Genomic DNA, 23939 nt, shown 5'->3' with positions numbered 1-23939 from the left:
ATAAAAGCTGCTTTTCCTTTTAAGGAGGAGCAGCTTTATTTTTTATTTCTTCAAAACCGGTATCCAAATTGCACTTTTAAAGTTTGGAGAGGATGTATCTTTCTGGTCATTCCACAATATTTCTGGTCCTTCCGCTAGTTCATAGTTTGAGGAAGGAAACCATTCGGAATAAATGCGTCCCCATACATTTTGTAATGTTTCAGGAAATGGACCGACAGCTTCAAATACGGCCCACGTTGAAGCTGCGACTTCAAGTTGTGCGAATTGCTCTGGACAATCTTTCGTTGAGGCTACTCCAATGTAGTGATCGAGTTCTCCCTTTTCCTCCATTCTTCCTTCAGAAAAGTTAGTAGAAGCACTAATGATTCCATTCGGTTCCATGTTTGAAAGGGACTTTAACGTTTGAATGGACTCTGGATTTAAACTTTTCCACATAGAAGCAATTTCTTCATTTACACCGTTAAATACAATCGGTACGCGTTTTGTAATACCAATAATTCGAAATGGTTCTTTTTTTTCAATTCGATAGTTCATTTCGTTTCCTCCTTGAATCGATAACTGGAAGGTCATTGGTGAATAAGCTTTCAAAGAATGACTACTATTTCGGGCCTCTGAAGGCGTTATGCCGTGCAAGTTTTGAAAGGCACGTGCAAAAGAGTCTGGTGAGTTGTACCCATATTTTATAGCGACATCAATGACTTTTGCATCGCTGTTTTTTAGTTCAAAAGCAGCAAGAGTAAGACGTCTACAGCGAATATATTCTGACAGTGATATGCCAGCTAGGAAAGAAAACATTCTTTTGAAATGATATTCAGAGCAGTAAGCTATTTTTGCGACTTCTTTAAAATCAATTTCATCTGTTAGGGTGTTTTCAATATACTGCATTGCTGCATTCATGTTTTTAAGTGAATCCATACGATGACCTCCTTGTTAAATAGAATAGCAGGAACAAAATAGCTCCATCCGACATTTCATGCACAATTTTGTAGGGTACATTTTTAACCTTACAAAATTGTAATGTTCCTGTAAGGAGAATGAATGGATGGTATGATATCCCAATGTTATAGTAACAAAGTACTTTTGTTCAGTAGGTTAAATTTTTATATCTTTACTTATGCGTCTTACATAACTGTCATGTTTGTGTAAGAAACATCGATAGTGGCAAGAGTAGAGAGTGTATATAGTTGAAAATAGAGAATAGAAGAAATGAGGGATGTCGAGATGAAAACAGTGTTAGAAGCAAAAAATATTGAAAAAGTGTATGACACGGGTGGTAATAAATTTGCAGCGTTAAAAGGTATTAACTTACAAGTAAAAGAAGGTGAGTTCGTTGGAATTATGGGACCTTCTGGTTCGGGTAAGACGACGCTACTAAACGTTCTTTCTACAATTGATAATGCGACGAACGGTGAAATTTTAATTGATGGAAAAGATATCGTGAAGATGAACGATGATAAGTTAGCGTTATTCCGCCGTGATCATTTAGGGTTCATTTTCCAAGATTATAATTTATTAGATACGTTAACGGTAAAAGAGAACATTGCGTTACCTCTTGCGTTATCAAAGGTGAAAGCGAGTGAAATTGATCGCCGCGTTCTTGAAATCTCAAAGAAATTTGGTATTGATCATATTTTAAGTCAGTTCCCATATCAAGTGTCGGGTGGACAGAAGCAGCGCTGCGCAGCATCGCGTGCGATTGTTACAAGTCCTAGTATGATATTTGGTGACGAGCCGACGGGAGCACTTGATTCTAAATCAGCGACAGATTTATTAGAAAGCATGAAGTCGTTAAATGAATATGATAACTCTACAATTTTAATGGTAACACACGATGCGTTTGCCGCAAGTTATTGTAAACGAGTTATTTTCATTAAAGATGGTGAGTTATATAAAGAATTGCACCGCGGTGAATCAACACGTAAACAGTTCTTCCAAAAAGTCGTTGACGTAATGTCTTCCATTTCTGGAGGTATGGCTGATGACCTTATCTAGCATTGCCCTCCGCAACATACAGCGGAACTTTAAAGACTACTTTGTATATTTTGCATCTATGATTTTTAGTATCGTCATTTATTTTACATTTAAGGCGTTGCAGTATAATTCACAAATGGAAAAAGCTGCGGAAGCTTCTAAAAAAATTAGCGGAGCATTTCAAGTTTCAAGTGTGATGCTTATTATTTTCGTGGCAGTGTTCATTATATATTCAAACGGTTTCTTTACACGGAAGCGTAAAAAAGAAGTTGGGCTATATTCCTTATTAGGTATTCGAAAAAGACAAATAGGTAAAATGCTCTTTTATGAAAATATGTTAATGGGATTAATGTCATTAGTAATCGGTATTGCGATCGGTAGCGTTCTTTCAAAACTATTCCTTGAACTACTAATAAATATGATGGGAATAAACTTAAACGTTCATTTTGAAGTACCGATGGCTGCAGTTATTGATACAGCAATTATTTTCTTTGTAATTATTTTGTATACATCACTTCAAGGATATCGTTTAATTTATCGATTTAAGTTAATTGAACTTTTCCGCGCAGAACGTGAAGGAGAGGCAATGCCAAAAGGATCTGTCATTATGGCGTTAATTTCAGTTTTCTTAATCGGCTCAGGTTATTTCTTAGCGTTAATGTTTATGAAGGCAGTTATGTATGCAAACTTTATGGTAGTTGCACTTTATATATTACTTGCAACAGTATTAGGTACGTATTTACTATTTATGTTCTTTACAGTATTCGTATTGAAACGTGCAAGAAATAATAAGTCAGCGTTTTATAATGGTATGAATATGATAACGACTTCACAGTTACTATACCGTATTAAAGGAAATGCAAAGTCACTTGCGACAATTTCTATTTTAAGTGCAGTAACATTAACAGCTGTTGGTACGTCAGTTACGATGTATTACAACACATTTACGCAATCAAAAACATCCATGCCATACAGTTACTCTTATGAGAAAAAAGATGCAGAATTGGATAAGAAAGTAAATGCAATTCTTGTGGAGGAGAAGCAGGATCACCCTGTTAAAGATCAATTTGAAATTGAAACGGTTCCTGTCAAAGGGAAATTCGAAGGAGATAAAGTTGATTTCATTCTTAATATGAATTACACGATTTCAGAGAAATATCAGTTTATATCTCAATCTGAATTCAACAAAATTGCGAAAAAAATTGATGCGGAAACAGTGAATGTAGCTACTGGCGAAGCATTTATATATGATAGTTCTTATATGGAAGGGTATGAGTTTAGCCCTGAATATAAAGGAAATAAAGCGGTATTCCAAATTGGAAATGAAACGAAGACATTGACGATCCAAGGTGTAAATAATACTGCAATTACGAACTTAGGTGAATTAGTTGTTGTCGTTCCAGATGAAATGTATGAACAAGCGAAGCAAGCATTTGGAACACGTGTTGTAAAAAATATTGATGTAAAAGATGAAAGAAACAGTAAAGTATTAACAGAAAAATTAACAAAAGTGATGCCAGCTGGTGAATCAGAAATGGCACCACCATTTAGAGACTTCTACACTGGTTTCCATATGGGACTTGAAGCAACTGGACTAATGATGTTCATCGGACTATTCTTAGGCTTAGTCTTCCTATTAGCGACAGGCTCCATTATTTACTTCAAGCAGCTTACAGAAGCAAGTGCTGACCGTGATCGTTACATTGTCCTTCATAAAGTTGGTGTAACGAAACAAGAGATGAAGAAAGCTATTGCAAAACAAGTGAGCTTTATCTTTGCAATTCCACTAGTAATCGGAATTCTACACAGTTTGTTTGCATTAAAAGGTTTAGGAAACATACTACCATTTGAAATTATGGTTCCGCTTCTAATTAGTATCGGAGTATATAGCGTTATTTATATCGGATATTACTTCTTAACAGTTCGTTCTTATTATAAGATTGTGAGTGCGAAGTAATGCAAGAGTTGTTTTTATCTTAGTAAAAAAGCATCCGACTAACATGTTAGTCGGATGCTTTTTTTGTCTATACGTGAGCTTTATTTTCGTCCGAACTATCAAACATGTCCATTACTTTAAAAATACCTTCCAATAGCAAGGTACATAAAATAGCGAAAATTAATACGGCATGAGGTGATAATTCAACTGATGTGAAGTTAAGGTCTGCCAACCAAAAGTAACCTACATAAAAACTTAAAAATGTGCTAACAGCCGAAAGTGTAAATCCTAAAAATCCTAATTCCTTTAATTTTTCCTCAGATAATTTACATAAACGTAAAACAATAGAGAAGAGAATTCCTACTATGAAAAATCCCATACATAATGCGAACAATGATATTATGCTTGGATACTTAACTTCATCGGGCATCCACTTTTTCATTCCCACTATTAAAAAGGTAGGGACAAGAATAGGTAATAAAAGTGGTAGCACTATTTGTATAGCTGCAAATAATGCATTTGATTTATTATCGTTTTGATTATTCATAAAGCCTCCAAAAATGATTTCTATACTAATTCCAAATATCTTAGAGGATTTTAACATAAAAATAGTAACTTCGCTATACAAAATCGGAGTAGGATCATGATCATTCATGGTAAATAAACAAGCTGACTTATTTGTATATGTTTGATTCGCTTATCTTTGGAATTCAATTTTTTATGTTTGTTTATAGTAAAGATGAAAATTTCCTTCATCTTCATAAAATCTTAAGAAATCTCCTCAATATTTGTTAAGAAACGATAGTTATACTTAAACACAAGTTAAAAACTATTGAACGAATGGAGAGAGAGTATATGCAGCTCATAACATTCTTAACTGAATTTATAAAACATCCGAAACATATTGGTGCGGTTGTACCGAGCTCAAAAATATTAGCAAGGAAAATGGTAGATGTAATTGATTTTAATAGAGCGAAATGTATTGTAGAGCTAGGGCCTGGTACAGGAGCTTTTACGAAAGAGATTATGAAGAGAAAGAAGAAGGAGACAATATTTCTTCTTGTTGAAATTAATGAAGTATTTTTTAAAGAGTTAAAGAGAAAATTTAAAGATGAGCAGAACGTGATTGTTATACACGGTTCAGCTGAAAATATAAAGAAGTATATGGAACAATTAAATATAGAATGTATTGATTACGTCTTATCAGGATTGCCTTTCACTTCTTTACGAGAAGAGGTTTCAAAGCGCATTTTAAACAGTGTAATGGAAACGATACATGAGAACGGGGAATTTATTACATTTCAATATTCACTTGTGAAAAAAGGATTTATACAGAATTTCTTTCCTGAAATTACACTAGAAAAGGTGTGGCTTAATTTCCCACCAGCTTACGTCTTTAGTTGTAGAAAAGAGCTAAGGAGAGCATATGCATAATGGAGTTACATGAATTAATGTCATACATTGAGCAGTATGGTTATTGGGCACTATTTTTTTGTTTATGGCTTGGTATTATCGGTATGCCGATTCCAGATGAAATGATTGTCATGAGCGGTGGATTTGTATCATCAATGGGGATATTAAGTATGATTCCAGCCTTTTTATTAACGTATTTAGGTGTTGTATCAGGTCTTTCTTTAGGGTATATACTAGGGAAAATATTTGGCATAAAAGTGCTTAATAAATTGATGAAAAAGAAAAAGGCAAAGTACCTTTTAAAATCACAAGAAATAGTAGGGAAATATGGTCATTATGCATTAGTAATAAGTTATTTTATCCCCGTTGTGAGACATATCGTACCGTATTTGGTTGGAATGAATAATATGTCATTTAAAACGTATGCATTGTATTCCTATATGGCAGGACTTGTTTGGACGCTAGCTTATTTTATGCTGGGCTCTCTATTCGGAAAACAGATAGAAACGATTGTAGCACTTGCGACGAAATATGGGATGTATTTAGGCGGGGGCATTATGAGCATTACTATCATTTCTTATGTGTACATTCAAAAGAGGAATGCAGTAGTGAGTGAAATAAAGCAACATTCATAGTTTGGTAAATGATGCTGGAGGAGATTTTGTGAGTAAAGGAACGATACTTATCGTGGACGATGAGAAGGAAATTAGAAAACTTATCACTATCTATTTGAAGAATGAAGGTTACGAAGTATTACAAGCTGGAGATGGTGAAGAGGGTTTAGAAATAGTAAAGAAAAGAGACGTGCATCTAATCGTCCTTGATATTATGATGCCGAAAATAGATGGTATTCATATGTGTATGAAAGTGAGAGAAATAGCGGAAATGCCTATTATTATGCTTTCGGCAAAAACGCAAGATATGGACAAGATTTTAGGATTAACAACTGGGGCAGATGATTACGTAGCCAAACCATTTAATCCACTGGAACTCATTGCTCGTATTAAATCACAACTTCGGAGATATATGAAAATGAGCGGGACAAGTGTACAGGATGAAAATGAAATAGAAATTGGAGATATGAAAATTAATATAGTAACACGGCAGGTCATTATTGCAAATAAAGAGGCGAAATTGACACCGAGAGAGTTTGAGGTATTAGAATTGCTTGCACGAAATCAAGGAATGGTATTAAATGCAGCACAAATTTATGAAAGAGTATGGAAAGAGCAAGCTTTCCAATCCGATAATACTGTGATGGTACATATTCGGAAAATACGTGAAAAGATAGAGGCGATTCCAAGGAAGCCTCGGTACATTAAAACGGTATGTGGAGTTGGCTATAAGATTGAGAAAGATATTTGAACCGATAATATGGATGAATCAAGTTTTTAAAAAAATGATAGGTAAAATAGTGAGTTATTTGGAAAAGAGCATACGGATACAGCTAATGGCTACATTTACTTTTTGTACGTTACTCGGGGTATTAGTAGGATGGTCTTCATCTTCTTTTTTCGAGGATGCGAATAAAATTTCTATCATTGATTATGCATCAGGTATGGAAGCCATTGATGGACAGACACAAAGACTTGTTGAAAGTATAACCGAGGAAGGTAAGGAAATTAATATACAAGAATTGCTTGATCAATTGAATCACCAAAATCAACTGAAGATTTTAATAATAGATGAGAATGGGAAAGTCGTTTATAAAACAAAGGGAGCGCCGGAAGAACAAATCAATATTCATGAGACGATGCGTAATGTGATGGATTTTAAAATGGATCAAGTACGATATGTAGAGGCGCAAAATTTAATTCAAGATGGAACTGAACAAAAGCGTAAGGAGTTTACAACTTTTTATCCGGTTACTGTTAATACGGAAAATATGTATATCATTGCAAGTGGTATACCACAAGGAAATGTGAAGTATATAGTGAATGATAGCAGCCCATTTCCATCTTTATTAGGTTTTATCACTTTTATACTATCTTTCTTTTATATAACGAAAAGGAAGATGAATCAGATTGAAGCGATGGCAGAAGGAGTAAGGGAGTTTTCGAAAGGTAATTTACAATATAAAATCAAACAGGCAGGTCAAGATGAAATAGGTTTATTAACTTCTAATATTAATCAAATGGCAGAAAAGCTTTTGGCTAATATAGAAAAGGAAAAACAAATAGAGAAGCAAAAAAGTGAATTGATTACAAATGTATCACATGATTTAAGAACCCCACTTACTTCTATTATGGGGTATTTACGTTTACTAGGTGATGCGAAATATGAAAATAAAGAACAGCATGATGAGTATATAAAAATTGCCTTTTCAAAATCAGAGCAGTTGAAGATGTTAATAGAAGATTTGTTTGAGTATACAAAACTAACAGATGAAAATATGGCGTTAGATTCGCAAGAAGTGTGTATAAATGAACTACTTGATCAATTAATAGAAGAGTTAGTACCACAAGCGGAGGAGCATAATATTTCTTTTGTAAAAGAATTTCAAGAAGATCGTATATATGCTGTTGTGGACTCAGAAAAAATGGTACGTGTGTTTGAAAATCTTTTAATAAATGCAATTAAATACAGTATAGATAAAGCAGAAATTCGGGTTTTACTTCAAAGAGAAGAACAGCATATCAAAATTTCTATAGCGAATCATAGTGAAGAATTTACAAAAATAGAATTAGAGAATTTGTTTGAGCGTTTTTATAAAAAAGATCAATCGAGAAGTAGAGCTGTAGAAGGTTCAGGTTTGGGGCTTGCAATTGCAAAAAGCATTGTTGAATTGCACAAAGGAGAAATTCGAGCAGAATATGAAAATGGGGTTATTCAATTTATTATCTTATTGCCAATTTAATTAGAAGAGCACTAGGAAATTTGGTTACATTTTAATACGTAATAGCGCCGCGATGGATTTAGAGGAAGTCCTTTAAGTGGAAATATCTGAGAAGAGGAGAATAGAAAGTTTCATGAAAAAAATAAGTGCGTTTATCGTATTAATTATAGTTGGAGTTACATTACTTATAGGAAAGGGGGGACCGATTGTAGATCAACTCAATCCATTTATTAAAGAAGATATTTATTATGCTGTTGTTGATAATGATGGTAAATATGGAGCTGAAAACAAAGGTTTTGCTAGATGGGAATATAAATTCAAAGGATATAATGAATCTGGTCAAGAGCAAAAGATTGCGATGACTGCTTCAAAACATTTAAGAATAGGAGCATATTTAAAGATTAGATCTAAAGGAAGTTATGGTATGGAATGGGAAGAAGTACAAATAGATGAAATACCTAAGAAAGTAAAAGAGAAAGTACAAATACAACATAATTAGTTATAGAAATTATAAGTGGCATTCCATGGATAAGATAACGAGCAAGCTTCGAAGATTGTAGCAGTATATGATAAGTTCTAAATTTTTTATAAAGAAGATAAAGTTTATCTTAACTTTATTTAAACTGCATTTCTTCTGTGTACAATGACTAGTATTCTATAGTATGTAGATAAAAAATAGTAGGGAGTAGCAGGATAATTATGCAGGTTTCTAAGAAGAAAATATTATTATTTCTTTCAATTATTCTTTTGGCTTTATTGATGGTGTATGTATGTGCAAATAATAAGCATGTCCAAAATATTGTTCATAATATAGAAGACATCTATAAAGTATATAGAGAGAATCAGGTATTGAAAGGGAAAATTGAACATCAAGAATCGTTAAAGAGTAAAGTGCAAATATTAAGTGAGGAGAAAGAAAACCTTACTAAACTTATCAACAAAACGAAAGAATTAAAGGAACAAGGAAAATACAATTTAATTCAAGCTACAGTAGTAACTCGTGTAGCAGAAGAGTGGTATGGAGAAGTCACTATTGATAGAGGTGCACAACATGGTGTAAAGGTTGATATGGCTGTTATTACAGTGGAAGGTTTTATCGGAAAGGTAGAGAGTGTAGATCAATATACATCTGTTGTGAAATTAATTACGAATGATGAACGAACGAATCGTTTAGCAATCACCCTTCAAAATAATTCATCCATTTTAGGATTTGTTACAGGGTATGATAAGAAAAAACAGGCTCTTCGAATTGATAATATTCCATCAGATAAAGCGAAAGAAATAAAAATAGGTGATAGTATTATTACCTCTGAACTGAGTCAGAAAATACCACCTGGCCTTGAAGTAGCAGAGGTGATAGAGCAAGAACCGGATCAATATGGTCTTGCTTATATTATTTATGCAAAACCAAAGGCGAATTTATATGATTTAGAAGATGTAATTTTAATAGAACCTAAATAATAGTTTTATGTAGTGCCTTTGAGAGGTGAATTAGAAACGAAGAGAATGAACGTAAAATAAAGAGTAAGAGGGATAAGGAAAAGTAAAACGGTACTAAATTTAATAATATATGGTTATATATTTATAATGTTTTTATTTTATCTTTATCTTATCTTTATCTCGGACAATTATAATGAAGAGGTAAACTGATGATAAGTGCAAAGTTATTAAGTATTACAGTGGGGCTTTTTTTTTGTACATTTTTAATATTAATTATTTATATAACCTCTTAAATAGGCTAGAAAACCTATATAATATCCTTCGACTTTATATGTGTAAATATATTATTTGAGCGTGAGAATATTGATGTCAAAAGGTATATGAATCGGATTATAAAATGTTTGATTTGCATATTGTAATGTTTTTTTCGGGAGTGTACATTACAAAAATGTAAGAGGAATCAATATTGCTGTTTGTAGGGAAAAGATAAAATGATAGTTAGTGGCTATGAAAATAGCATGATCGCAGCACTAGCCAAATGACAGGAGGCAATATGAAAACTTTAATATTTGAAGAGAACGTTGTACAAAGAGGGTATAGTAAAAAGATGAATGTAGTACACCACACTGTAGAGAAGCGTGGGTGTAGAGTGTGTTATTAAAACTTTCTATTTCTAGTATGAAAAAAATGATAAAGGATTACATCGTTTTACTAATAGGCCTTGTCATCTCAATTTCTATTTTTTATATGTTTCAAACGCTTGCGCTAAATAAAGAGTTTACAATGAATAACAGTATTATTGGTTCAATTGTATTTGTATTTCAAATAGGCTCTGTTTTGGTAGCATTTATTACATTCTTTTATATTTTTTATGCAAACTCTTTTCTACTTTCACTCCGGCGGAAAGAACTTGGCATGTATCTTGTTTTAGGGGCCAAAAAGAGTAAAATCAGCCAACTTTTATTCTTTGAGACATTGTCTATGGGAATGATTTCACTAGCATTAGGTAGTGTATTCGGAGCTATTCTTTCTAATTTTGTTAGCAAATTTTTAACGAAACAATTGGAAATTTCAACGGAAGGTTATCAAGCATTTTATGTTCCTGCATTCAAAATAACATTTATATTCTTTAGTGCGTTATTTCTGCTTACATCCGTTGTAAATGCCATTCGTATAGCACTTAAAACAGAACTAGATTTAATTCGTACAGAGCAGCAAACGGAGCGCATACGAATGAAAGGACCAGCCACGATATTGTTACTTTTATGTAGTTTGCTAGGACTAGGTGTAGGATATTATTTCGTAATCTTCGTAGGAATAAAAGGTGCTGGCGCCATTATGCTTCCATTATTCACGATTACAATTGGGACATATCTTATATTTATTTCGTTCTTACCTATGATTGTTAATAGGCTAAAGAAAACGCGCTATTTAAATGAGAAGAAATTAAATGCATTTACATTTGCACAATTGCAGTTCCGTGTAAGTAGTTTGGCGAAAATATTAGGAACGGTAACGATGTTAATTGGTCTTGGTGTGGGGGCAATGGCTGGTGGCATGTCTTTACAGAAAAACGTAATCCTTACAGCAGAAAGAATGTCAGGGTATGATATTACAATTCATGATCCAGAAGCAGCGGATTATAAAGCTATGGAAAAAATGAAAATTGTAGATAAAAAACAATATAAATATAAAGTTAATAATGAGGCTGTTTACTATTTAAAAGAAGAATTATTAGAGAATCCGCCACTGTTGTTTGGAAAGAAAGAGACAATACATATTACTGAACAACTTCCATCTTCGAGCTATAGGATGTTTAAGGGAGAGGAAGTTGATCCATCTAGTTCTACGTTACCACTGAATTGGGATAAGAGTATGGATAGTGATTTTAGATCGAATATTACTGTATATAATCGTAAACCTGTCTATATCGTCGACGAAAACTGGTATAAAGCAATTCAAGGTAATGAGCATACGTTTTTTATTGCTAAAATCGATAATATTTTACGGTATAAGACAGAGCTAAAAGAGATGGATAATCGTCAAATCGAAAAAATAGCCGCCGCTATTAATAAGCCTAAGGAAGACGTATATTTACCAACAAACTATAATGATTATGAATCTATGCTTGCCTTTTCAAAAGGAACTTCCTTTATGGGATTCTTTTTAGGTCTTGCTTTTTTAGCTATGATGGCAAGTTGTTTAATGTTTAAGATCCTTTCTGGAGCTACGAAAGATATAGGGCGGTATGAGATGCTTCGGAAAATTGGGGTACGTAAAGAATTACTTATACAATCTATGTATAAAGAATTAGGCATTGTATTTTTATTTCCAGCCATATTGGGTCTTATACACGTTTTAGTAGGAATGAATATATTTACATTTGTTAAGTTTTTTGTAAATCCATATGTGAATATTGGACTTCCGATTTGTATATTTTTAATCATTTACGGTGTCTACTATTTGATCACTGTTCAATTATATAAGAGGATTGTGCTTCCAAAGGAAAAATAGAATGGATGCCGGGGGAAGGGGTAAAAAACTAGAGTAATATTTTTAGTATAAGTAAGTAATGGACGTAGAAAGGAATTAATAAAATGGGGAAACTGTTAAAGGTAAAGAATATAGTTGTAATGATGGTAGCTATAGTTGTAGTGGGAGGGGCTTTTTTTGTATTTCAAGCGATAACTTCACCTGCAAAAGCGATAGCAAATCAAGAGAATCCAGTTCAAAATGCAAATGAACAAATAAAAGTGGAGATGAATAAGGTTGCACCAACGCAATTTAATGGTCAAACTAGGAAAATTGCCTATCTTACTTTTGATGACGGACCAGGAAAATATACGGCACAGTTACTAGACATATTAAAGGAAAATGATGCAAAAGCAACATTTTTTCTAATCGGTCAAAATGTAAAATCATACCCTGATTTAGTAAAACGAGAAGAAGCGGAAGGACACTATGTTGGTATGCATAGTATGACGCACAATAATAGAAAATTATATGCCCAAGGTGGCTACGTAGATGAAATGAAAGAGGATCAAGGCTTAATTGCTAGTATTCTCGGACATGCCCCAAAACTAACACGCCCACCATATGGTTCAAAGCCAGGATTACACGAAGAACTTCGTAATAAAGTTGTAGAAAATGGTCTTAGAGTATGGGATTGGACAATTGATTCATTAGATTGGGAATATAATAGTATACCAATTGATATTGCGAAAGCGAAAATTGTTCAAAATGTACTTGCTAGTGCGACAAATCCCAAAGAAGTTATTTTAATGCACGATATTCATCCGCAATCTATCGCTGCAGTACCGGCTATTATTAAAGGTTTAAAAGAAAAAGGGTATGAATTTGAAGCATATCATGAAGATGATCATTTCCCCTTGAACTTTATGCATGATAAACGAATGTAACATAGGAGGAATTGACATTGACTTATAAAGCGTTAACGATTACCGGAATTATATCTATAAGCTTATTGACAGGGTGTTTTGGCGCAAAGCCAGAAGCAGAATTGTACGTCGCATTTGAAAATGCAACGAAGCAAGAAAAGGCGGTTTCTGAAGATGTGAAAAAACTAGAGGGTTTAGAAAAACAAGGTCAAGAGTTATACAATCAAATTATAAATGATGGTAAAGATAGTAACCAAGCAATTATGCCGAAGATAGAGCAAGCTACAAAAAGCATGGACGAACGTGAAAAAGTATGGAACAAAGAAAAAGAAGCTTTTGAAAAAGCACAGGAAGAAATAAAATCAGTTCATAAAACTATAGATAAAATGGAAGATGCTGCTCTTCAAAAACAAGCAAAAAACATACAGGATATTTATAAAAAGCGTTATTCATCTTTTAATAAGATAAATGATTCGTATCAAAAATTAATGGGATTTGAAAGAGAAGTATATAAAAGCTTAGGCGAAAAAGAAACGAACTTAAAAAAGATTAGTGAAAAGATTAAAGGTGTAAATCAAATGAATGAGGACATTCAACGAGAAAAAGAGAAATTTAATGGATATACAAAAGAATATAACAAAGAGAAATTAGATTTTTATAAACAAGCGAAAATTAAAATTAAAGATGAGAAGTAAATACTTTATTCCTATATCATTTAATCTTATTTATTAAGTACAAAAGGAAAAAATCAAAAATAAAAGTTTGTTTCTTACTCAAAAATAGAATATAGAATTCAAGGGTCTCAAACTATTATAGTTTGGGGCTTTTTAATATTCTTAAGGGAAAAATCAATAAATTCCTCTACTATTTTTCAAGGGAATACATCTATACATAGAGATTAATTACACTAATTGAATCTTTAAGTGAAATATATCGTATCTGCATCTTATATTTATATAGCTTGTTTATTCTATAAATACACCCAAGGTGGTGTTTAAAAAAGTATATAGGGAGAGAAAAAATGAAAAAGAAATTTTTACTAATTTGTGCAATAGCACTTTTATCAATAGGATACTCATCGGTAGCTAGTGCATCTACTGGAACAATGTCAAAGGAAGAAGTACAAGCGCAAGAACAGGCGTTAGAAAAAAAGGAAGCAGAATTTCAGGCTTGGCAAAAAGAGGCGTTAGAGAAGAAGAAAGCAGCAATGCAGGATCAAGAAAAAAAAGCATTAGAAAAAGCAGAAGTAGCGATTCAGGATCAACAAAAAGAAGCATTAGAAAAAAAGAAAGCAGCGATTCAAGCCCAACAAAAGAATGATGTAGAGAAAAAAGAAGTAGCGAAACAAGCTGTAAAAGGAGAAAAACTACCAAATACAGCATCAAATAGTGTAATAATGATGATACTAAGCGCGTGCCTTGTAGCATTAGGATCCGTATTTGGATTTACTCGTCGTAAGATTAAAGCATAAAATTTTGCATTAGCCTATAAAAAAATGGATGAATGAAAAGTGAGACTTGTAAATCGTATTGGATTTCCTTTTATATTGATTTGGTTATAGAGTATATATGTGAACAGCTATCATTAGATATAGAGAAAAAAATACATGTTTACAAACATGTATCTGCAATGCAAGTTGTTGCCAATCAAGATCTTATTGAAAAAGTAATTGTCAACTATATAACGAATGCAATCCGTTATACGCCAGCGAAAAAAGATGTTATTATTTCTACAATAAACAAACAAAAATTAAAGTGGAGAAATAAATACTTTATTTGTTACTCAAAAATAGAATATAGAATTCAAAAGCCCCAATCTACTATGATTTGGGGCTTTTAGATTCTTAAAGAAATGTTAAGAATATCCGCCGCTATTTATTAAGAAATTCTATCTATACTTAGAAATGGGTTAAGAAGTGTAGGAGGATATATATGAAAACATCAGTTGTAGAGGTAAAGAATGTACAAAAGGTATATGGTAAGAAAGAAGAGAGCCAATCACGTGTATTAAAGAATGTATCGTTCTCAATTCAAGAGGGTGAATTCGTTGGAATTATGGGACCATCAGGTTCAGGAAAAACAACATTATTGAATGTAATTTCTACATTAGATAAGGCAACAGGTGGAGTTGTTGAAATTGCTGGAATAGATATTACGAAAATGAAGCAAGAGGAATTATCTGATTTTCGCTCAGAGAAACTAGGATTTATCTTTCAAGATTTTAATTTACTTGAAAATTTATCAATATATGAAAACATTGCATTACCACTTTCTCTGCAAGGTGTTCACTCCAAAAGAATTGGATCAAAGGTGAAAAAGGTATCGGAAATGTTAGGGATATCAGAGATTCTTCAAAAATATCCGTCGGAAGTATCAGGTGGACAAAAACAACGTTCGGCAGCGGCTCGTGCACTTGTACATAAGCCAGCAATAATTTTAGGAGATGAGCCAACAGGAGCGCTTGATTCTAAAAATGCAAAAAGTTTATTAGAGGCGATGACCAAATTAAATGAAGAACAGGATGTTTCGATTATGATGGTTACACATGATCCATTTAGTGCGAGTTACTGCCGACGTATTTTATTCATTCAAGACGGAGAACTGTATAAAGAAATTTATCGCAGAGGTACGTGTGATGAATTCTATAAAGAAATTTTAGATGTGCTTGCCGATTTAGGCACACAAAAAGCATAGGAAAGCAGGTTCAACATGTTATTCAAACTTTCCATGTCAGGATTAAAAAGTAAACGAAAAGACTATATTGTCTTATTAGTGGGTCTTATTATGTCTATTTCAATTTTTTATATGTTTCAAACGTTAGCTTTAAATAAAACATTTATCGAAGGGAATTCCATGGATGGAATTTTTTCGGTTTTCCAAACAGGCTCATTTTTATTAGGATTTATTACATTATTTTATATTTTACACGCCAATTCATTTTTATTATCACTCCGGCAAAAAGAATTTGGTATGTATATGGTATTAGGGGCAAAAAAGCATAAAATTACATTGCTCATGTGTATTGAAACGATTGTATTAGGAATGGTGTCTCTTATAGTAGGTGTGGTATTCGGTATAATTTTGGCGCAAGGTGTTGGGTATTTACTGATGAAGGAGCTGGAGTTTACTGGAGTTGGTTATCATGCATTCTATGTACCATCAATCATTGTTACTTTCATCTTTTTCATTGCATTATTTATGTTGTCCGCAATTATGAATGGTATAAAACTAGTGCGTAATTCGCTATTACAGCTGGTTCACTCTAATGATAAAACAGCTGGTACTCCTACTAAAGGGAATTTAACGAATATAGTAGCACTTTTATCAATTGTTTTATTAGCAGTTGGTTATATTTCTATGATTTATATGAAAGAGTTAAAGGAATCAGGATTTATCATTGCTACAATTACAGTAACATTAGGAACTTACATGCTATTTACATCATTCCTTCCTATTATTATTAACAAACTAAAAGCGAATAAAAATTGTAGTGAAACAGGAATTAATGCGTTCACGCTTGCACAGTTAAGTTTTTCTATTAATAGTTTAACGAAAGTATTAGCGACAGTTGCTATGTTAGTGGCTCTCGGTGCGGGTGCTATCTCTAGTGGTATGGCTTTAAAAAATAATGTTACAAACATGATTGAAACATTCGATTATTATGATGTAGGAATTAACAATCCGACAGTAGAAGAAAAGAAAATATTAAGTAGAATTACATTTAAAGAGAAAAACGAATATCGCTATAAAGTAGATGATCAGTTCATTTATTATTTGAAAGAAGATTTGGAAGCAAATCGTCTGTTAATACCGACTGGTGGAGATGATGGAAAGCAATTTATATCTGTTTCTAAAGAGCTACCAGTTGGAGCTGTTTTAAGTCGTAGTCCAGAGAAAATCGAGAATGATATCCTCATTCCAGAAGAATGGAGATATGCGCTAAGAACTCTCCAAAAAACTTATGTATACCCTAATCAAAGTATAAAGATTGTAGATAAAAAGATGTACGATGAAATCCAAGGTGAAGAAAGAATTGTATTCTTTGGAAAAACAGAAGATTTTATGAAATATGAACAAAGATGGAAGCAAATTGACGAATTAGAAGTTATTAAATATAAAGAGGTAGAAAAAACAGAATTACGTAGTAAATATATGACATATAAATCATTGTACAGTACTTACAGTGGAACCGTATTTATGGGATTTTTCTTAGGGATAGCATTCTTAGCGATGTTGGCAAGCAGTTTAATGTTTAAGATTCTTTCTAGCACTTCAAAAGATATTATTCGCTATCAAATGCTTCGTAAAATTGGTGTACGTTATGAGTTATTAACTAAATCAATTTATAAAGAATTACTTTTCGTCTTCTTGTTCCCAGCGATAGTAGGTATAATGCACGTATTAGTTGGCATGAACATGTTTTCGTTCATAATCAATAATCCATATTTCCGTATTTGGCTTCCTATTATTATTTTCTTAGTCATTTACGTAGCTTATTATTTTATTACAGTTCAATTTTATAAAAAAATTGTTCTTCCGAAAGAAGTGTAGTATGTAAGCCTAGATATAAATCTAGTAAAAGGTTATATTAGATTGTTTTGAAAACAAAATGATTGTAGCAAATTGATTTAATGAATATAGGGGTATAAAATATGACATAAGATTTCCTAATATTTCACTTTTTTTGTAAGTGAGGATACACTATGTTATTGATTCTTAGCATCATTTTGATAGGAATTATGATCGGGATGAAAGTAATAGTTTTTGGGATAGTAGAGAGACAAAGGTTTGTATATGTATTGTCCGAAGTGTAATGGGAGAATTGGAAAGGGGAATTCTGCTCCTTTTTATTCAAAATGTAATTTATTTTTTTAGTAAAGAATGATAGTTGGAATGAGTTTGAGATATTGAAAAAGTTTTGCGAGGATACGCAAAACTTTTGTATAGTTTATTTGCTTTCGATGCACATTGTAAATAAGGAGAAAGAGAATCCTCTATGTTTCAGTTTATAAAAGGTGAAGAAGAGAATTTATTATATCTTTTGTAATAAGCGTTCGCCGCTTTCCATATCGCTTTTGCATAACGGACATTTCGGTTCTGCGTCTAATGCAAAGTTTTTACGCATCCATCCACGGCAGTTTTCTTCTAGGCATTCCCATACAGCAATTGCTTCTGGTTCTACTACAGGTTTATCATTTTTTCTCCAATACATGTGATCGCTCCCTTAAATTGAAAAGTTTTTCAGAAAAACAAAAAAGGTTGTTAACGATTTTGTTAACAACCTTTGTTATATTAGTTCATTATACCTTATTTTTTGAAAAAATGCGAAGGTTAGTAATTGTTAAAGTATAGCAAAATAAGGATTATATAAGCTAAGGATTATAAATCATCGTTGAAAGCTTTAGTAATAATTCAATTTGATACAGTGTATACCGGCAACCTTCTCGGTGTTTTTCTACATCTTCTTCATGCCATTGTTTTGTTAACTTTGGAATTTCTATGTCATCACTTAGGCGTTTCTGCTGTTGTGTCTTCCATAGTATGCTCGTTGCATGGAAGCCTTTTTGTTTTGAAAACATTAGGAAGTTTAATAAATTTATCTGGCATAAACGGGTAATAGGGACCCCACTTCAAAATTTGGTTGAAGCGAAGTAGTTAGGTAGGAGTCGGACTATCTGTAAAAGCCCAATTAGTTGGACTTTATTGAGAGGTTTTTGCCATTTCCATAAATCTTTGTTCAATTTCATCCAATTCGAATGAATGGCATATTCTACGATCTTCTTTATCTAAAATTCGATAATGTTGGGATAAAATATTTTGTTGAATGTGATAACCGTTTAATTCTTTTATTTGTCGCCACCACACTTTTCCACCTAAAGTCTTCGGAAAGTTCATATTGTAATGTGTAAAAGCGATTGTTTTTATAATTTCATTCACATCATCCCCGAATGTCATCTGGACTGTATTGCTCTGTTCGAAGAGTGTTACGACACAAACTGCACCTGACCATGTTAGCGTACGTCTCCCTTTTTCAATTTCTACTAATGTTTTCTTGGATAAACCAATAATTTCTGACATTTTATCTTGTGATAAATCATTTTCAACACGTATGAGTTTTAATTTCGAATTAACGAGTTCAATAAATTCTTGTTTATCCATAATGCATCTCCTTTTCTCTTATAGTGTAAAATTACACTATGAGTGTGATTTTGTCAAAGGTAGTGCAAAAAAGTTATTTATTGCTGTTTTGATTTTTCTAATTACTATTTCAATTTTAGTTTAAGAAAATGTTAAGAAACCGTACTATTTTTTATTAAGAAATACGCTCTATACTTAGAAACATCTTAAAGAAAACATAATGAAAGGCCGAATATAGATGAAAAGATTTATTTTTGGATCATTACTTGTTATCGTCGCAGGAGCGGCATATTTATTAAATGGGAGTGCTGCGATTGATAGAATGAATCCATTTCTTGATATAGAGCACCATTATGCAATAATTGATAACGATGGTAAAGAATTAGATGGAAATAAAGGTCGTGAATATAAAGTGAAAGCTTATGATGAAAATGGTAAGGAAAAAGAAGTTACAATTGACGGAGTAGATGAATTACCGAAAGATTCATACTGGCATGTGCTTACGAGAGGTAAGTTCTTATATGATAAAGTGCAAGTAACGATAGATAAAATTCCTAATGGAGCGAAGATGAAGTTAGGATTATAAGTATAAAACCGATTCTCAATGTGGGAATCGGTTTTGTTGTTTTATGGTAAAGTTTAGTGAGGGGGGCGAGAGTGATGTTACTCATTGTTAGTCTTATTTTAATTGGATTTATGTGTAGTATGAGAATAGTATCTTTACATATGATAGAGCGAGAAAAGATAGAAGAGCGATATGTATATTGTCCAAAATGTGATGGGAAAATTAGGAGAGGCAATTCCGCTCCTTTTTGTTCGAAATGTAATTTAATATTTTAACTATAGGAAATCCGAAATCATTTTGTATGGTTTCGGATTTTTTATGTTGAAAATAGAAGAAATAAAGAGCGGAAAAAAGTTTGAACAAGGAATTGAGTATAAGAATATTATTGAAGGATATCCCATTATTATGAAGTATTTCGTAGAGATAGATCGAGAAGTTTTGAGGGTGTTATTAGCTGATGAAAGAGGGATTCTTCCTACTATGCTAGAGTGTAATGAATGTTATAAGACTAAATTGGATGATATCGAGGAAAGTGGATAAAAAGAGCTTGAAACAACTCAAGCCCTTTTTTAAGCCCTCGTTTCATTCCTTGTTCCATTCCTCTTTTTATTCCTTCTGTCTCTGCGTGGGCGAATTTTGCTACTTCATCCATTAAAACTTTCTCTCTTGCGTCATAGGCTTGGCGGAAAGAGGAATCTTGACTCATACGTTCCCACTTGTTTATTGCTTTTTGTAAAATAGGGTCTTGGTTCATAGCAATATCCTCCAATGTTTTAGTTAAGTGTTCATCCTCATTTGCTGAAAGCAATAAAAGCCAACGAACAAATGGATCTTTCCACGGATTTACTTTTTCTTCATGCCATTGTTTTGTTAACTTTGGAATTTCTATAATGTGAATTTCTATGTCATCACTCAAGAGTTTCTGTTGTTGTGTATTCCATAATGTGCCCGTTGTATGAAATTCTTTGTGGTCTGAGGAACATTATAAAGTTCAATAAATTAATGGTGATGGTTTTATGAAGCGAACTGTAAGGCATACCTTTTTGTAATTGAGATGTATATAATTTCCCCCACTGATTATTAGTTGAACCAATCGGACTTTTACGGGCAGTTGATTCCCTACCTAACTTCTTTGCTTCCGCTGAATTTTGAGGTGGGGGTCTTACTGCCCGTTAATGCGGGATAAACTACGTTTCATCATATCGTGATTATTATTGAGCTGTATTTCTACATTTACTTTTGTTCCTGTGTTTAACGTAGCTGAAATGTCTAGAATTGATAATTTATCATTTGCATGTTCCCGGTGTAAATGTGGATCTTCTAGTTGTAGAGAAGCGATGGGTGATTCTAAAGAATCTTGTAACATAGCGTTTAAAAATGCAATTAGAATATCTTCACTACCATTCGTACCAAACAATTGTTTAAATGCAAAATCAATGCGTAAATTAACTAACTGTTGGCTGAACACAGCTTTTCTTCTCCCTTGTGTCAGGTTCCTTCTTTCCTTCATTGTATCTAAAAAGAACTAGGGCATGCAAACAGGAAACTTTGCTATTTTTTTAGCAATATTATTAGAATGTCGCAAACAAATATGTCTATGTTATACTCTAGTGAAATTGAATTCTTCCAATCAGTAGCCGCTGCAATAGAGAAGAAAGATCCAAGTGTTATTGTGAATAAGGATTCTAATACGCACTGGAAAAATTGGGTGGAGTTTGATTACGAAAATTTATATTAAAAATTAAAGAGTAAATCAAAATGAATTGCTAATAAAAAGACGAGCCGAAGTGTTGGAACTTTAGCTCGTCTTTTTATATTATACAATCGCAGGATTATAAATCATCGTAAAGTGTCCTTGTAATAGTTCAATATGACAAGGTGTATGAAGCGAGCTTTCTCCATCTGTATCTACTTCTTTTTCTTCTTCGGTTTCAATATGAATGGATTTCGCTTTTACGTGGAAGATGTCATTTTCATTTGAGTCTTCAAATAGTTTCTTTCCGATATAATCTTTAAACGCTTGAATGCCTGTTGATTTTACAACGAAAATATCAAGTGTTCCGTCGTCGCACTTTACGTTCGGAATAAAGGACGGGATACCGCCAAGATATTCACCGTTTCCAACCATAACAAGGACGGCTTCGTCTTCATATACTTGTCCGTCGTACGTAATTTTTACGGGGAATGTTTCAGCATTTTTGACAGTTCGAATGGTGCTTAAATAGTAACCAATTTTCCCAAGCTTTGCTTTCTCTTCCGCATCGATATTGTTTGATACTTCAGAGACAAGTCCAATGCCCCAGAAGTTTAAGAAGTGTAGGTCATTTGCTTTTGCGACGTCAACTGGTTTTACATGTCCTTGTGTAATAAGTTTTGCTGCTTCTGCGATGTTTTGCGGAACGCCAAGTGTGCGAGAGAAGTCGTTGCAAGTTCCGCCTGGAATGATGGCAAGTGTAGGTCTAGTTTCAAGAGGTGCTAAGCCATTTGTGCATTCAAATACAGTGCCGTCACCACCAAAGACGATAATTAAATCTACTTTACTAGCAAACTCTTGGCAATATTTTGTTGCATCACCTTGCTTTTTCGTATGAAGGATATGTAAGTCAGGAAAAGCTGCCGCAAGAGGTGGTACAATTTTCGTTAAGTTCGTATGTAAATCGCCTTGCCCTGCTTTTGGATTTACGATGAGGAGTACTTTTTCAAATTTTGTCTTTGTCATTTTTATTCTCTCCCTTTGTCTTTTACGAATCGTGATAGAAAATAAACTTCCACCAGTAATTGATGGAAGTTTATTCTATTATATTATTCCGTTACAACTGAAGCGATAAATGGTAAGTTACGATATTTTTCTGCGCAGTCGATACCGTATCCAACGATAAATTCGTCTGGAATTTGGAAGCCAACATATTCAGCTTTTAAGTCCACTTTACGACGCTCAGGTTTATCAAGTAACGTACAGAATTTTAATGCTTTCGGTTTATGCATAAAGAAGTGATCTTTTAAGAAGTGAAGTGTTAAACCAGAATCGATAATGTCTTCTACGACAATTACGTTTTTTCCAGTAATGTTTACATCGATATCTTTTAATAGTTTTACTTTTCCAGTTGTTTCTGTTTGATTTCCGTAGCTAGATGCAGAAATAAAGTCAATTGTTACATCATTTTTAATGTGACGAATTAAATCGGCAGCGAATACGAAAGATCCTTTTAATACAGCGATTACTATGATTTCTTCTCCTTCAAAGTCACGTTCGATTTGAAGTGCTAGTTCTTTTACTTTTTCTTGTAATTTTTCTTCAGAAATTAAAGTGTCTTTTATTTCAATATTCATTGGAGTCCTCCTACAGTGTAAAACTTGTGAACATTTCGACTGTAAAGGAAAGAAAGGGAAAAGTCAAAGAAGATATAAGTTTTTTACAGAAATCCCCACAAAATAATCAGATGATATGATATACTAATCATATAAAGAAAACGCTTCCAAAAGGGTGATTATGATGAGAAAGAAAGAGTATACAAGTGCAACATTTATAAAAGCATTGTTTTTAACAATTGTTCTTGGCAGTTTGGCTTACATAATTGATGTACCAGCGATTCGGATTTCACTAATTGGAATGACTTTAGTATTAGGCGCAATTTCCCACGGTATGATGTCACAGCTGCAAGAAGCTGGAGTCGATCATATGAAAGATCATATAGATGAGAAATGAGAAACCTTCACGTATAGAGAGTGAAGGTTTTTTGTTTCTTACAAAAATGTAAGGTAGTTGTAAGGCAAATCGATAGTTGCATAGTAGTGTTTTGGATAAACTATAGGTGTAAGGTAAAAGGCAAGCATATTTTAGGTAAATTAAGTTTTAGGCACTCTATATGTGAAAAAGGAGTAGGAGGGCATGGAGAAACGTTGGACGACCTTTTCTTTTTTAGCAACTAGCAACACCGTAATGCTAGCTGGCGAAATCGATTTTTTGCACTTGTTTGATCGAGAAGACGATCATTCTTCTTCTAAATTTACAATGAAATGGAATAAATGGAGCGAGAGTTGTAGGTTTGAAGAAGAGGCCCCTAATGAAGAGCAAAAGATTATTTTGACAAACCCTATTAAAGCGTGGGTTGTTCAACGTCGTAAGTGTAACGTCAAAAATCACTTAAAGAAAACTGAGCCGAGACAATTAGTTATCGCTCCGGCCCATTCTACTTCTAAATCACGCGAAAGTAACATGTAAATATTGAGACACACACCCGAA

General features: G+C 33.2%; 27 protein-coding genes and 3 pseudogenes. 21 read left to right on the top strand and 9 right to left on the bottom strand.

Translation table 11 applies throughout. From position 1 onward, the window contains the following. Positions 1 to 42 precede the first annotated feature (42 nt). On the bottom strand, positions 43 to 915 hold the full coding sequence (locus ILS93_RS11995; protein WP_222660507.1) for an AraC family transcriptional regulator: 873 nt from the start codon (positions 913 to 915) through the stop codon (positions 43 to 45). A 306-nt stretch (positions 916 to 1221) separates the two neighbouring features. On the opposite strand from ILS93_RS11995, the gene ILS93_RS11990 reads away from it, so the two are divergent. Both ILS93_RS11990 and ILS93_RS11985 read left to right on the top strand, forming a co-directional pair. Then, positions 1222 to 1992, top strand: coding sequence for an ABC transporter ATP-binding protein (locus tag ILS93_RS11990; protein ID WP_000859659.1), 771 nt, complete (start codon positions 1222 to 1224; stop codon positions 1990 to 1992). Continuing rightward, entirely contained in the window at positions 1979 to 3928 is a 1950-nt protein-coding gene (locus tag ILS93_RS11985; protein ID WP_000176143.1) for an ABC transporter permease, read from the top strand. Before ILS93_RS11990 ends, ILS93_RS11985 begins: the two co-directional genes overlap by 14 nt. Before the next feature lie 67 nt (positions 3929 to 3995). Here ILS93_RS11985 and ILS93_RS11980 read toward each other — a convergent pair whose 3' ends face one another. Continuing rightward, a complete protein-coding gene (locus ILS93_RS11980) occupies positions 3996 to 4454 on the bottom strand; it encodes a hypothetical protein (RefSeq protein ID WP_001064712.1) in 459 nt (152 codons plus the stop codon). Positions 4455 to 4762: 308 nt separating this feature from the next. On the opposite strand from ILS93_RS11980, the gene ILS93_RS11975 reads away from it, so the two are divergent. The 13 genes from ILS93_RS11975 (at position 4763) to ILS93_RS11915 (ending at position 17544) form a co-directional block, all read left to right on the top strand. Beyond that, positions 4763 to 5341 (top strand): class I SAM-dependent methyltransferase, encoded by a 579-nt coding sequence (locus ILS93_RS11975; protein WP_001176096.1) that lies wholly within the window; start codon positions 4763 to 4765, stop codon positions 5339 to 5341. Beyond that, positions 5341 to 5955, top strand: coding sequence for a DedA family protein (locus ILS93_RS11970; protein ID WP_098101769.1), 615 nt, complete (start codon positions 5341 to 5343; stop codon positions 5953 to 5955). Before ILS93_RS11975 ends, ILS93_RS11970 begins: the two co-directional genes overlap by 1 nt. A 28-nt stretch (positions 5956 to 5983) precedes the next feature. Continuing rightward, a complete protein-coding gene (locus ILS93_RS11965; RefSeq protein ID WP_222660505.1) occupies positions 5984 to 6685 on the top strand; it encodes a response regulator transcription factor in 702 nt (233 codons plus the stop codon). Next, complete coding sequence (locus tag ILS93_RS11960; RefSeq protein ID WP_222660503.1) at positions 6669 to 8177, top strand: sensor histidine kinase; 1509 nt, start codon at positions 6669 to 6671, stop codon at positions 8175 to 8177. The genes ILS93_RS11965 and ILS93_RS11960 overlap by 17 nt, the downstream gene beginning before the upstream one ends. Positions 8178 to 8289: 112 nt before the next feature. Next, complete coding sequence (locus ILS93_RS11955) at positions 8290 to 8655, top strand: YxeA family protein (RefSeq protein ID WP_064474459.1); 366 nt, start codon at positions 8290 to 8292, stop codon at positions 8653 to 8655. A gap of 200 nt (positions 8656 to 8855) precedes the next feature. Then, positions 8856 to 9617, top strand: coding sequence for a rod shape-determining protein MreC (mreC, locus tag ILS93_RS11950; protein WP_154131507.1), 762 nt, complete (start codon positions 8856 to 8858; stop codon positions 9615 to 9617). A gap of 657 nt (positions 9618 to 10274) precedes the next feature. Next, a complete protein-coding gene (locus tag ILS93_RS11945; protein WP_261784036.1) occupies positions 10275 to 12110 on the top strand; it encodes an FtsX-like permease family protein in 1836 nt (611 codons plus the stop codon). A gap of 83 nt (positions 12111 to 12193) precedes the next feature. Continuing rightward, positions 12194 to 13015: a peptidoglycan-N-acetylglucosamine deacetylase gene (locus tag ILS93_RS11940; RefSeq protein ID WP_088047684.1), complete on the top strand. Its 822-nt coding sequence runs from the start codon at positions 12194 to 12196 to the stop codon at positions 13013 to 13015. Between the two features lie 17 nt (positions 13016 to 13032). Continuing rightward, entirely contained in the window at positions 13033 to 13689 is a 657-nt protein-coding gene (locus ILS93_RS11935; protein WP_064474463.1) for a YkyA family protein, read from the top strand. Between the two features lie 326 nt (positions 13690 to 14015). Beyond that, entirely contained in the window at positions 14016 to 14465 is a 450-nt protein-coding gene (locus ILS93_RS11930) for an LPXTG cell wall anchor domain-containing protein (protein ID WP_064474464.1), read from the top strand. A 32-nt stretch (positions 14466 to 14497) separates the two neighbouring features. Further along, positions 14498 to 14833, top strand: coding sequence for an ATP-binding protein (locus ILS93_RS29095; protein WP_002099385.1), 336 nt, complete (start codon positions 14498 to 14500; stop codon positions 14831 to 14833). A 92-nt stretch (positions 14834 to 14925) separates the two neighbouring features. Continuing rightward, the gene (locus tag ILS93_RS11920; RefSeq protein ID WP_088047683.1) at positions 14926 to 15687 is read left to right on the top strand and encodes an ABC transporter ATP-binding protein; all 762 of its coding nucleotides are present in this window, start codon (positions 14926 to 14928) and stop codon (positions 15685 to 15687) included. Positions 15688 to 15702: 15 nt separating this feature from the next. After that, the gene (locus ILS93_RS11915; protein WP_222660499.1) at positions 15703 to 17544 is read left to right on the top strand and encodes an FtsX-like permease family protein; all 1842 of its coding nucleotides are present in this window, start codon (positions 15703 to 15705) and stop codon (positions 17542 to 17544) included. Positions 17545 to 18025: 481 nt separating this feature from the next. On the opposite strand, the gene ILS93_RS11910 is transcribed toward ILS93_RS11915, so the two are convergent. The 3 genes and pseudogenes from ILS93_RS11910 to ILS93_RS11900 form a co-directional block, all read right to left on the bottom strand. Then, the gene (locus tag ILS93_RS11910; RefSeq protein ID WP_064474467.1) at positions 18026 to 18205 is read right to left on the bottom strand and encodes a cold-inducible protein YdjO-related protein; all 180 of its coding nucleotides are present in this window, start codon (positions 18203 to 18205) and stop codon (positions 18026 to 18028) included. A 229-nt stretch (positions 18206 to 18434) separates the two neighbouring features. Further along, a pseudogene (locus tag ILS93_RS11905) lies at positions 18435 to 18620 on the bottom strand (Rpn family recombination-promoting nuclease/putative transposase); the annotation flags it as partial. A gap of 73 nt (positions 18621 to 18693) precedes the next feature. Continuing rightward, positions 18694 to 19152, bottom strand: a complete 459-nt coding sequence (locus ILS93_RS11900; RefSeq protein ID WP_000360678.1) for a helix-turn-helix transcriptional regulator — start codon at positions 19150 to 19152, stop codon at positions 18694 to 18696. 217 nt (positions 19153 to 19369) lie between these two features. Between ILS93_RS11900 and ILS93_RS11895 the strand changes: the two genes are divergently transcribed. From ILS93_RS11895 to ILS93_RS11885, 3 genes are all read left to right on the top strand, one after another. After that, entirely contained in the window at positions 19370 to 19717 is a 348-nt protein-coding gene (locus tag ILS93_RS11895; RefSeq protein ID WP_064474469.1) for a YxeA family protein, read from the top strand. A 74-nt stretch (positions 19718 to 19791) separates the two neighbouring features. Beyond that, positions 19792 to 19971, top strand: a complete 180-nt coding sequence (locus ILS93_RS11890) for a hypothetical protein (RefSeq protein ID WP_000924667.1) — start codon at positions 19792 to 19794, stop codon at positions 19969 to 19971. A 43-nt stretch (positions 19972 to 20014) separates the two neighbouring features. Continuing rightward, positions 20015 to 20236 (top strand): hypothetical protein, encoded by a 222-nt coding sequence (locus ILS93_RS11885; RefSeq protein ID WP_064475076.1) that lies wholly within the window; start codon positions 20015 to 20017, stop codon positions 20234 to 20236. Here ILS93_RS11885 and ILS93_RS11880 read toward each other — a convergent pair. Both ILS93_RS11880 and ILS93_RS11875 read right to left on the bottom strand, forming a co-directional pair. After that, positions 20205 to 20769, bottom strand: a pseudogene (locus ILS93_RS11880) (Rpn family recombination-promoting nuclease/putative transposase); the annotation flags it as partial. The gene ILS93_RS11885 and the pseudogene ILS93_RS11880 overlap by 32 nt on opposite strands. Positions 20770 to 20879: 110 nt before the next feature. Further along, positions 20880 to 21164 (bottom strand): annotated as a pseudogene (locus ILS93_RS11875) (Rpn family recombination-promoting nuclease/putative transposase); the annotation flags it as partial. Between the two features lie 123 nt (positions 21165 to 21287). Here ILS93_RS11875 and ILS93_RS11870 point away from each other — a divergent pair. Beyond that, positions 21288 to 21434: a DUF7003 family protein gene (locus ILS93_RS11870; RefSeq protein WP_218923805.1), complete on the top strand. Its 147-nt coding sequence runs from the start codon at positions 21288 to 21290 to the stop codon at positions 21432 to 21434. Positions 21435 to 21512: 78 nt separating this feature from the next. Here the strand turns inward: ILS93_RS11870 and ILS93_RS11865 are convergent, their stop codons facing one another. Beyond that, entirely contained in the window at positions 21513 to 22415 is a 903-nt protein-coding gene (locus tag ILS93_RS11865) for a diacylglycerol/lipid kinase family protein (RefSeq protein ID WP_064474471.1), read from the bottom strand. Between the two features lie 83 nt (positions 22416 to 22498). Next, positions 22499 to 23026 carry a hypoxanthine phosphoribosyltransferase gene (gene hpt, locus ILS93_RS11860; RefSeq protein ID WP_064469199.1) on the bottom strand — a complete coding sequence of 176 codons (528 nt, stop codon included), beginning with the start codon at positions 23024 to 23026 and terminating at the stop codon, positions 22499 to 22501. A gap of 160 nt (positions 23027 to 23186) precedes the next feature. Between hpt and ILS93_RS11855 the strand changes: the two genes are divergently transcribed. Both ILS93_RS11855 and ILS93_RS11850 read left to right on the top strand, forming a co-directional pair. Continuing rightward, the gene (locus tag ILS93_RS11855; protein ID WP_061673076.1) at positions 23187 to 23402 is read left to right on the top strand and encodes a hypothetical protein; all 216 of its coding nucleotides are present in this window, start codon (positions 23187 to 23189) and stop codon (positions 23400 to 23402) included. Between the two features lie 183 nt (positions 23403 to 23585). Next, the gene (locus tag ILS93_RS11850) at positions 23586 to 23918 is read left to right on the top strand and encodes a hypothetical protein (protein WP_222660497.1); all 333 of its coding nucleotides are present in this window, start codon (positions 23586 to 23588) and stop codon (positions 23916 to 23918) included. Positions 23919 to 23939 lie beyond the last annotated feature (21 nt).

Origin of the sequence: Bacillus sp. 16GRE42, from assembly GCF_019837435.1 — a bacterium.
In the GTDB taxonomy this organism is placed as follows: domain Bacteria; phylum Bacillota; class Bacilli; order Bacillales; family Bacillaceae_G; genus Bacillus_A; species Bacillus_A wiedmannii.
The sequence above is the reverse complement of the archived record's forward strand: the minus strand, read 5'-3'. Positions and strand labels throughout refer to the sequence as shown.

What these genes read in the sequence shown, in the direction of transcription:
- ILS93_RS11870 (WP_218923805.1), top strand. Translation starts at nt 21,288, where the DNA reads ATGTCTATGTTATACTCTAGTGAAATTGAATTCTTCCAATCAGTAGCC.
- ILS93_RS11930 (WP_064474464.1), top strand. Translation starts at nt 14,016, where the DNA reads ATGAAAAAGAAATTTTTACTAATTTGTGCAATAGCACTTTTATCAATA.
- ILS93_RS11915 (WP_222660499.1), top strand. Translation starts at nt 15,703, where the DNA reads ATGTTATTCAAACTTTCCATGTCAGGATTAAAAAGTAAACGAAAAGAC.
- ILS93_RS29095 (WP_002099385.1), top strand. Translation starts at nt 14,498, where the DNA reads ATGAAAAGTGAGACTTGTAAATCGTATTGGATTTCCTTTTATATTGAT.
- ILS93_RS11910 (WP_064474467.1), bottom strand. Translation starts at nt 18,205, where the DNA reads ATGTATTGGAGAAAAAATGATAAACCTGTAGTAGAACCAGAAGCAATT.
- ILS93_RS11995 (WP_222660507.1), bottom strand. Translation starts at nt 915, where the DNA reads ATGGATTCACTTAAAAACATGAATGCAGCAATGCAGTATATTGAAAAC.
- ILS93_RS11980 (WP_001064712.1), bottom strand. Translation starts at nt 4,454, where the DNA reads ATGAATAATCAAAACGATAATAAATCAAATGCATTATTTGCAGCTATA.
- ILS93_RS11895 (WP_064474469.1), top strand. Translation starts at nt 19,370, where the DNA reads ATGAAAAGATTTATTTTTGGATCATTACTTGTTATCGTCGCAGGAGCG.
- ILS93_RS11890 (WP_000924667.1), top strand. Translation starts at nt 19,792, where the DNA reads ATGTTACTCATTGTTAGTCTTATTTTAATTGGATTTATGTGTAGTATG.
- ILS93_RS11955 (WP_064474459.1), top strand. Translation starts at nt 8,290, where the DNA reads ATGAAAAAAATAAGTGCGTTTATCGTATTAATTATAGTTGGAGTTACA.
- ILS93_RS11985 (WP_000176143.1), top strand. Translation starts at nt 1,979, where the DNA reads ATGACCTTATCTAGCATTGCCCTCCGCAACATACAGCGGAACTTTAAA.
- ILS93_RS11855 (WP_061673076.1), top strand. Translation starts at nt 23,187, where the DNA reads ATGATGAGAAAGAAAGAGTATACAAGTGCAACATTTATAAAAGCATTG.
- mreC (WP_154131507.1), top strand. Translation starts at nt 8,856, where the DNA reads ATGCAGGTTTCTAAGAAGAAAATATTATTATTTCTTTCAATTATTCTT.
- ILS93_RS11975 (WP_001176096.1), top strand. Translation starts at nt 4,763, where the DNA reads ATGCAGCTCATAACATTCTTAACTGAATTTATAAAACATCCGAAACAT.
- ILS93_RS11850 (WP_222660497.1), top strand. Translation starts at nt 23,586, where the DNA reads ATGGAGAAACGTTGGACGACCTTTTCTTTTTTAGCAACTAGCAACACC.
- ILS93_RS11920 (WP_088047683.1), top strand. Translation starts at nt 14,926, where the DNA reads ATGAAAACATCAGTTGTAGAGGTAAAGAATGTACAAAAGGTATATGGT.
- ILS93_RS11990 (WP_000859659.1), top strand. Translation starts at nt 1,222, where the DNA reads ATGAAAACAGTGTTAGAAGCAAAAAATATTGAAAAAGTGTATGACACG.
- ILS93_RS11865 (WP_064474471.1), bottom strand. Translation starts at nt 22,415, where the DNA reads ATGACAAAGACAAAATTTGAAAAAGTACTCCTCATCGTAAATCCAAAA.
- ILS93_RS11940 (WP_088047684.1), top strand. Translation starts at nt 12,194, where the DNA reads ATGGGGAAACTGTTAAAGGTAAAGAATATAGTTGTAATGATGGTAGCT.
- ILS93_RS11885 (WP_064475076.1), top strand. Translation starts at nt 20,015, where the DNA reads ATGTTGAAAATAGAAGAAATAAAGAGCGGAAAAAAGTTTGAACAAGGA.
- ILS93_RS11970 (WP_098101769.1), top strand. Translation starts at nt 5,341, where the DNA reads ATGGAGTTACATGAATTAATGTCATACATTGAGCAGTATGGTTATTGG.
- ILS93_RS11945 (WP_261784036.1), top strand. Translation starts at nt 10,275, where the DNA reads ATGAAAAAAATGATAAAGGATTACATCGTTTTACTAATAGGCCTTGTC.
- hpt (WP_064469199.1), bottom strand. Translation starts at nt 23,026, where the DNA reads ATGAATATTGAAATAAAAGACACTTTAATTTCTGAAGAAAAATTACAA.
- ILS93_RS11900 (WP_000360678.1), bottom strand. Translation starts at nt 19,152, where the DNA reads ATGGATAAACAAGAATTTATTGAACTCGTTAATTCGAAATTAAAACTC.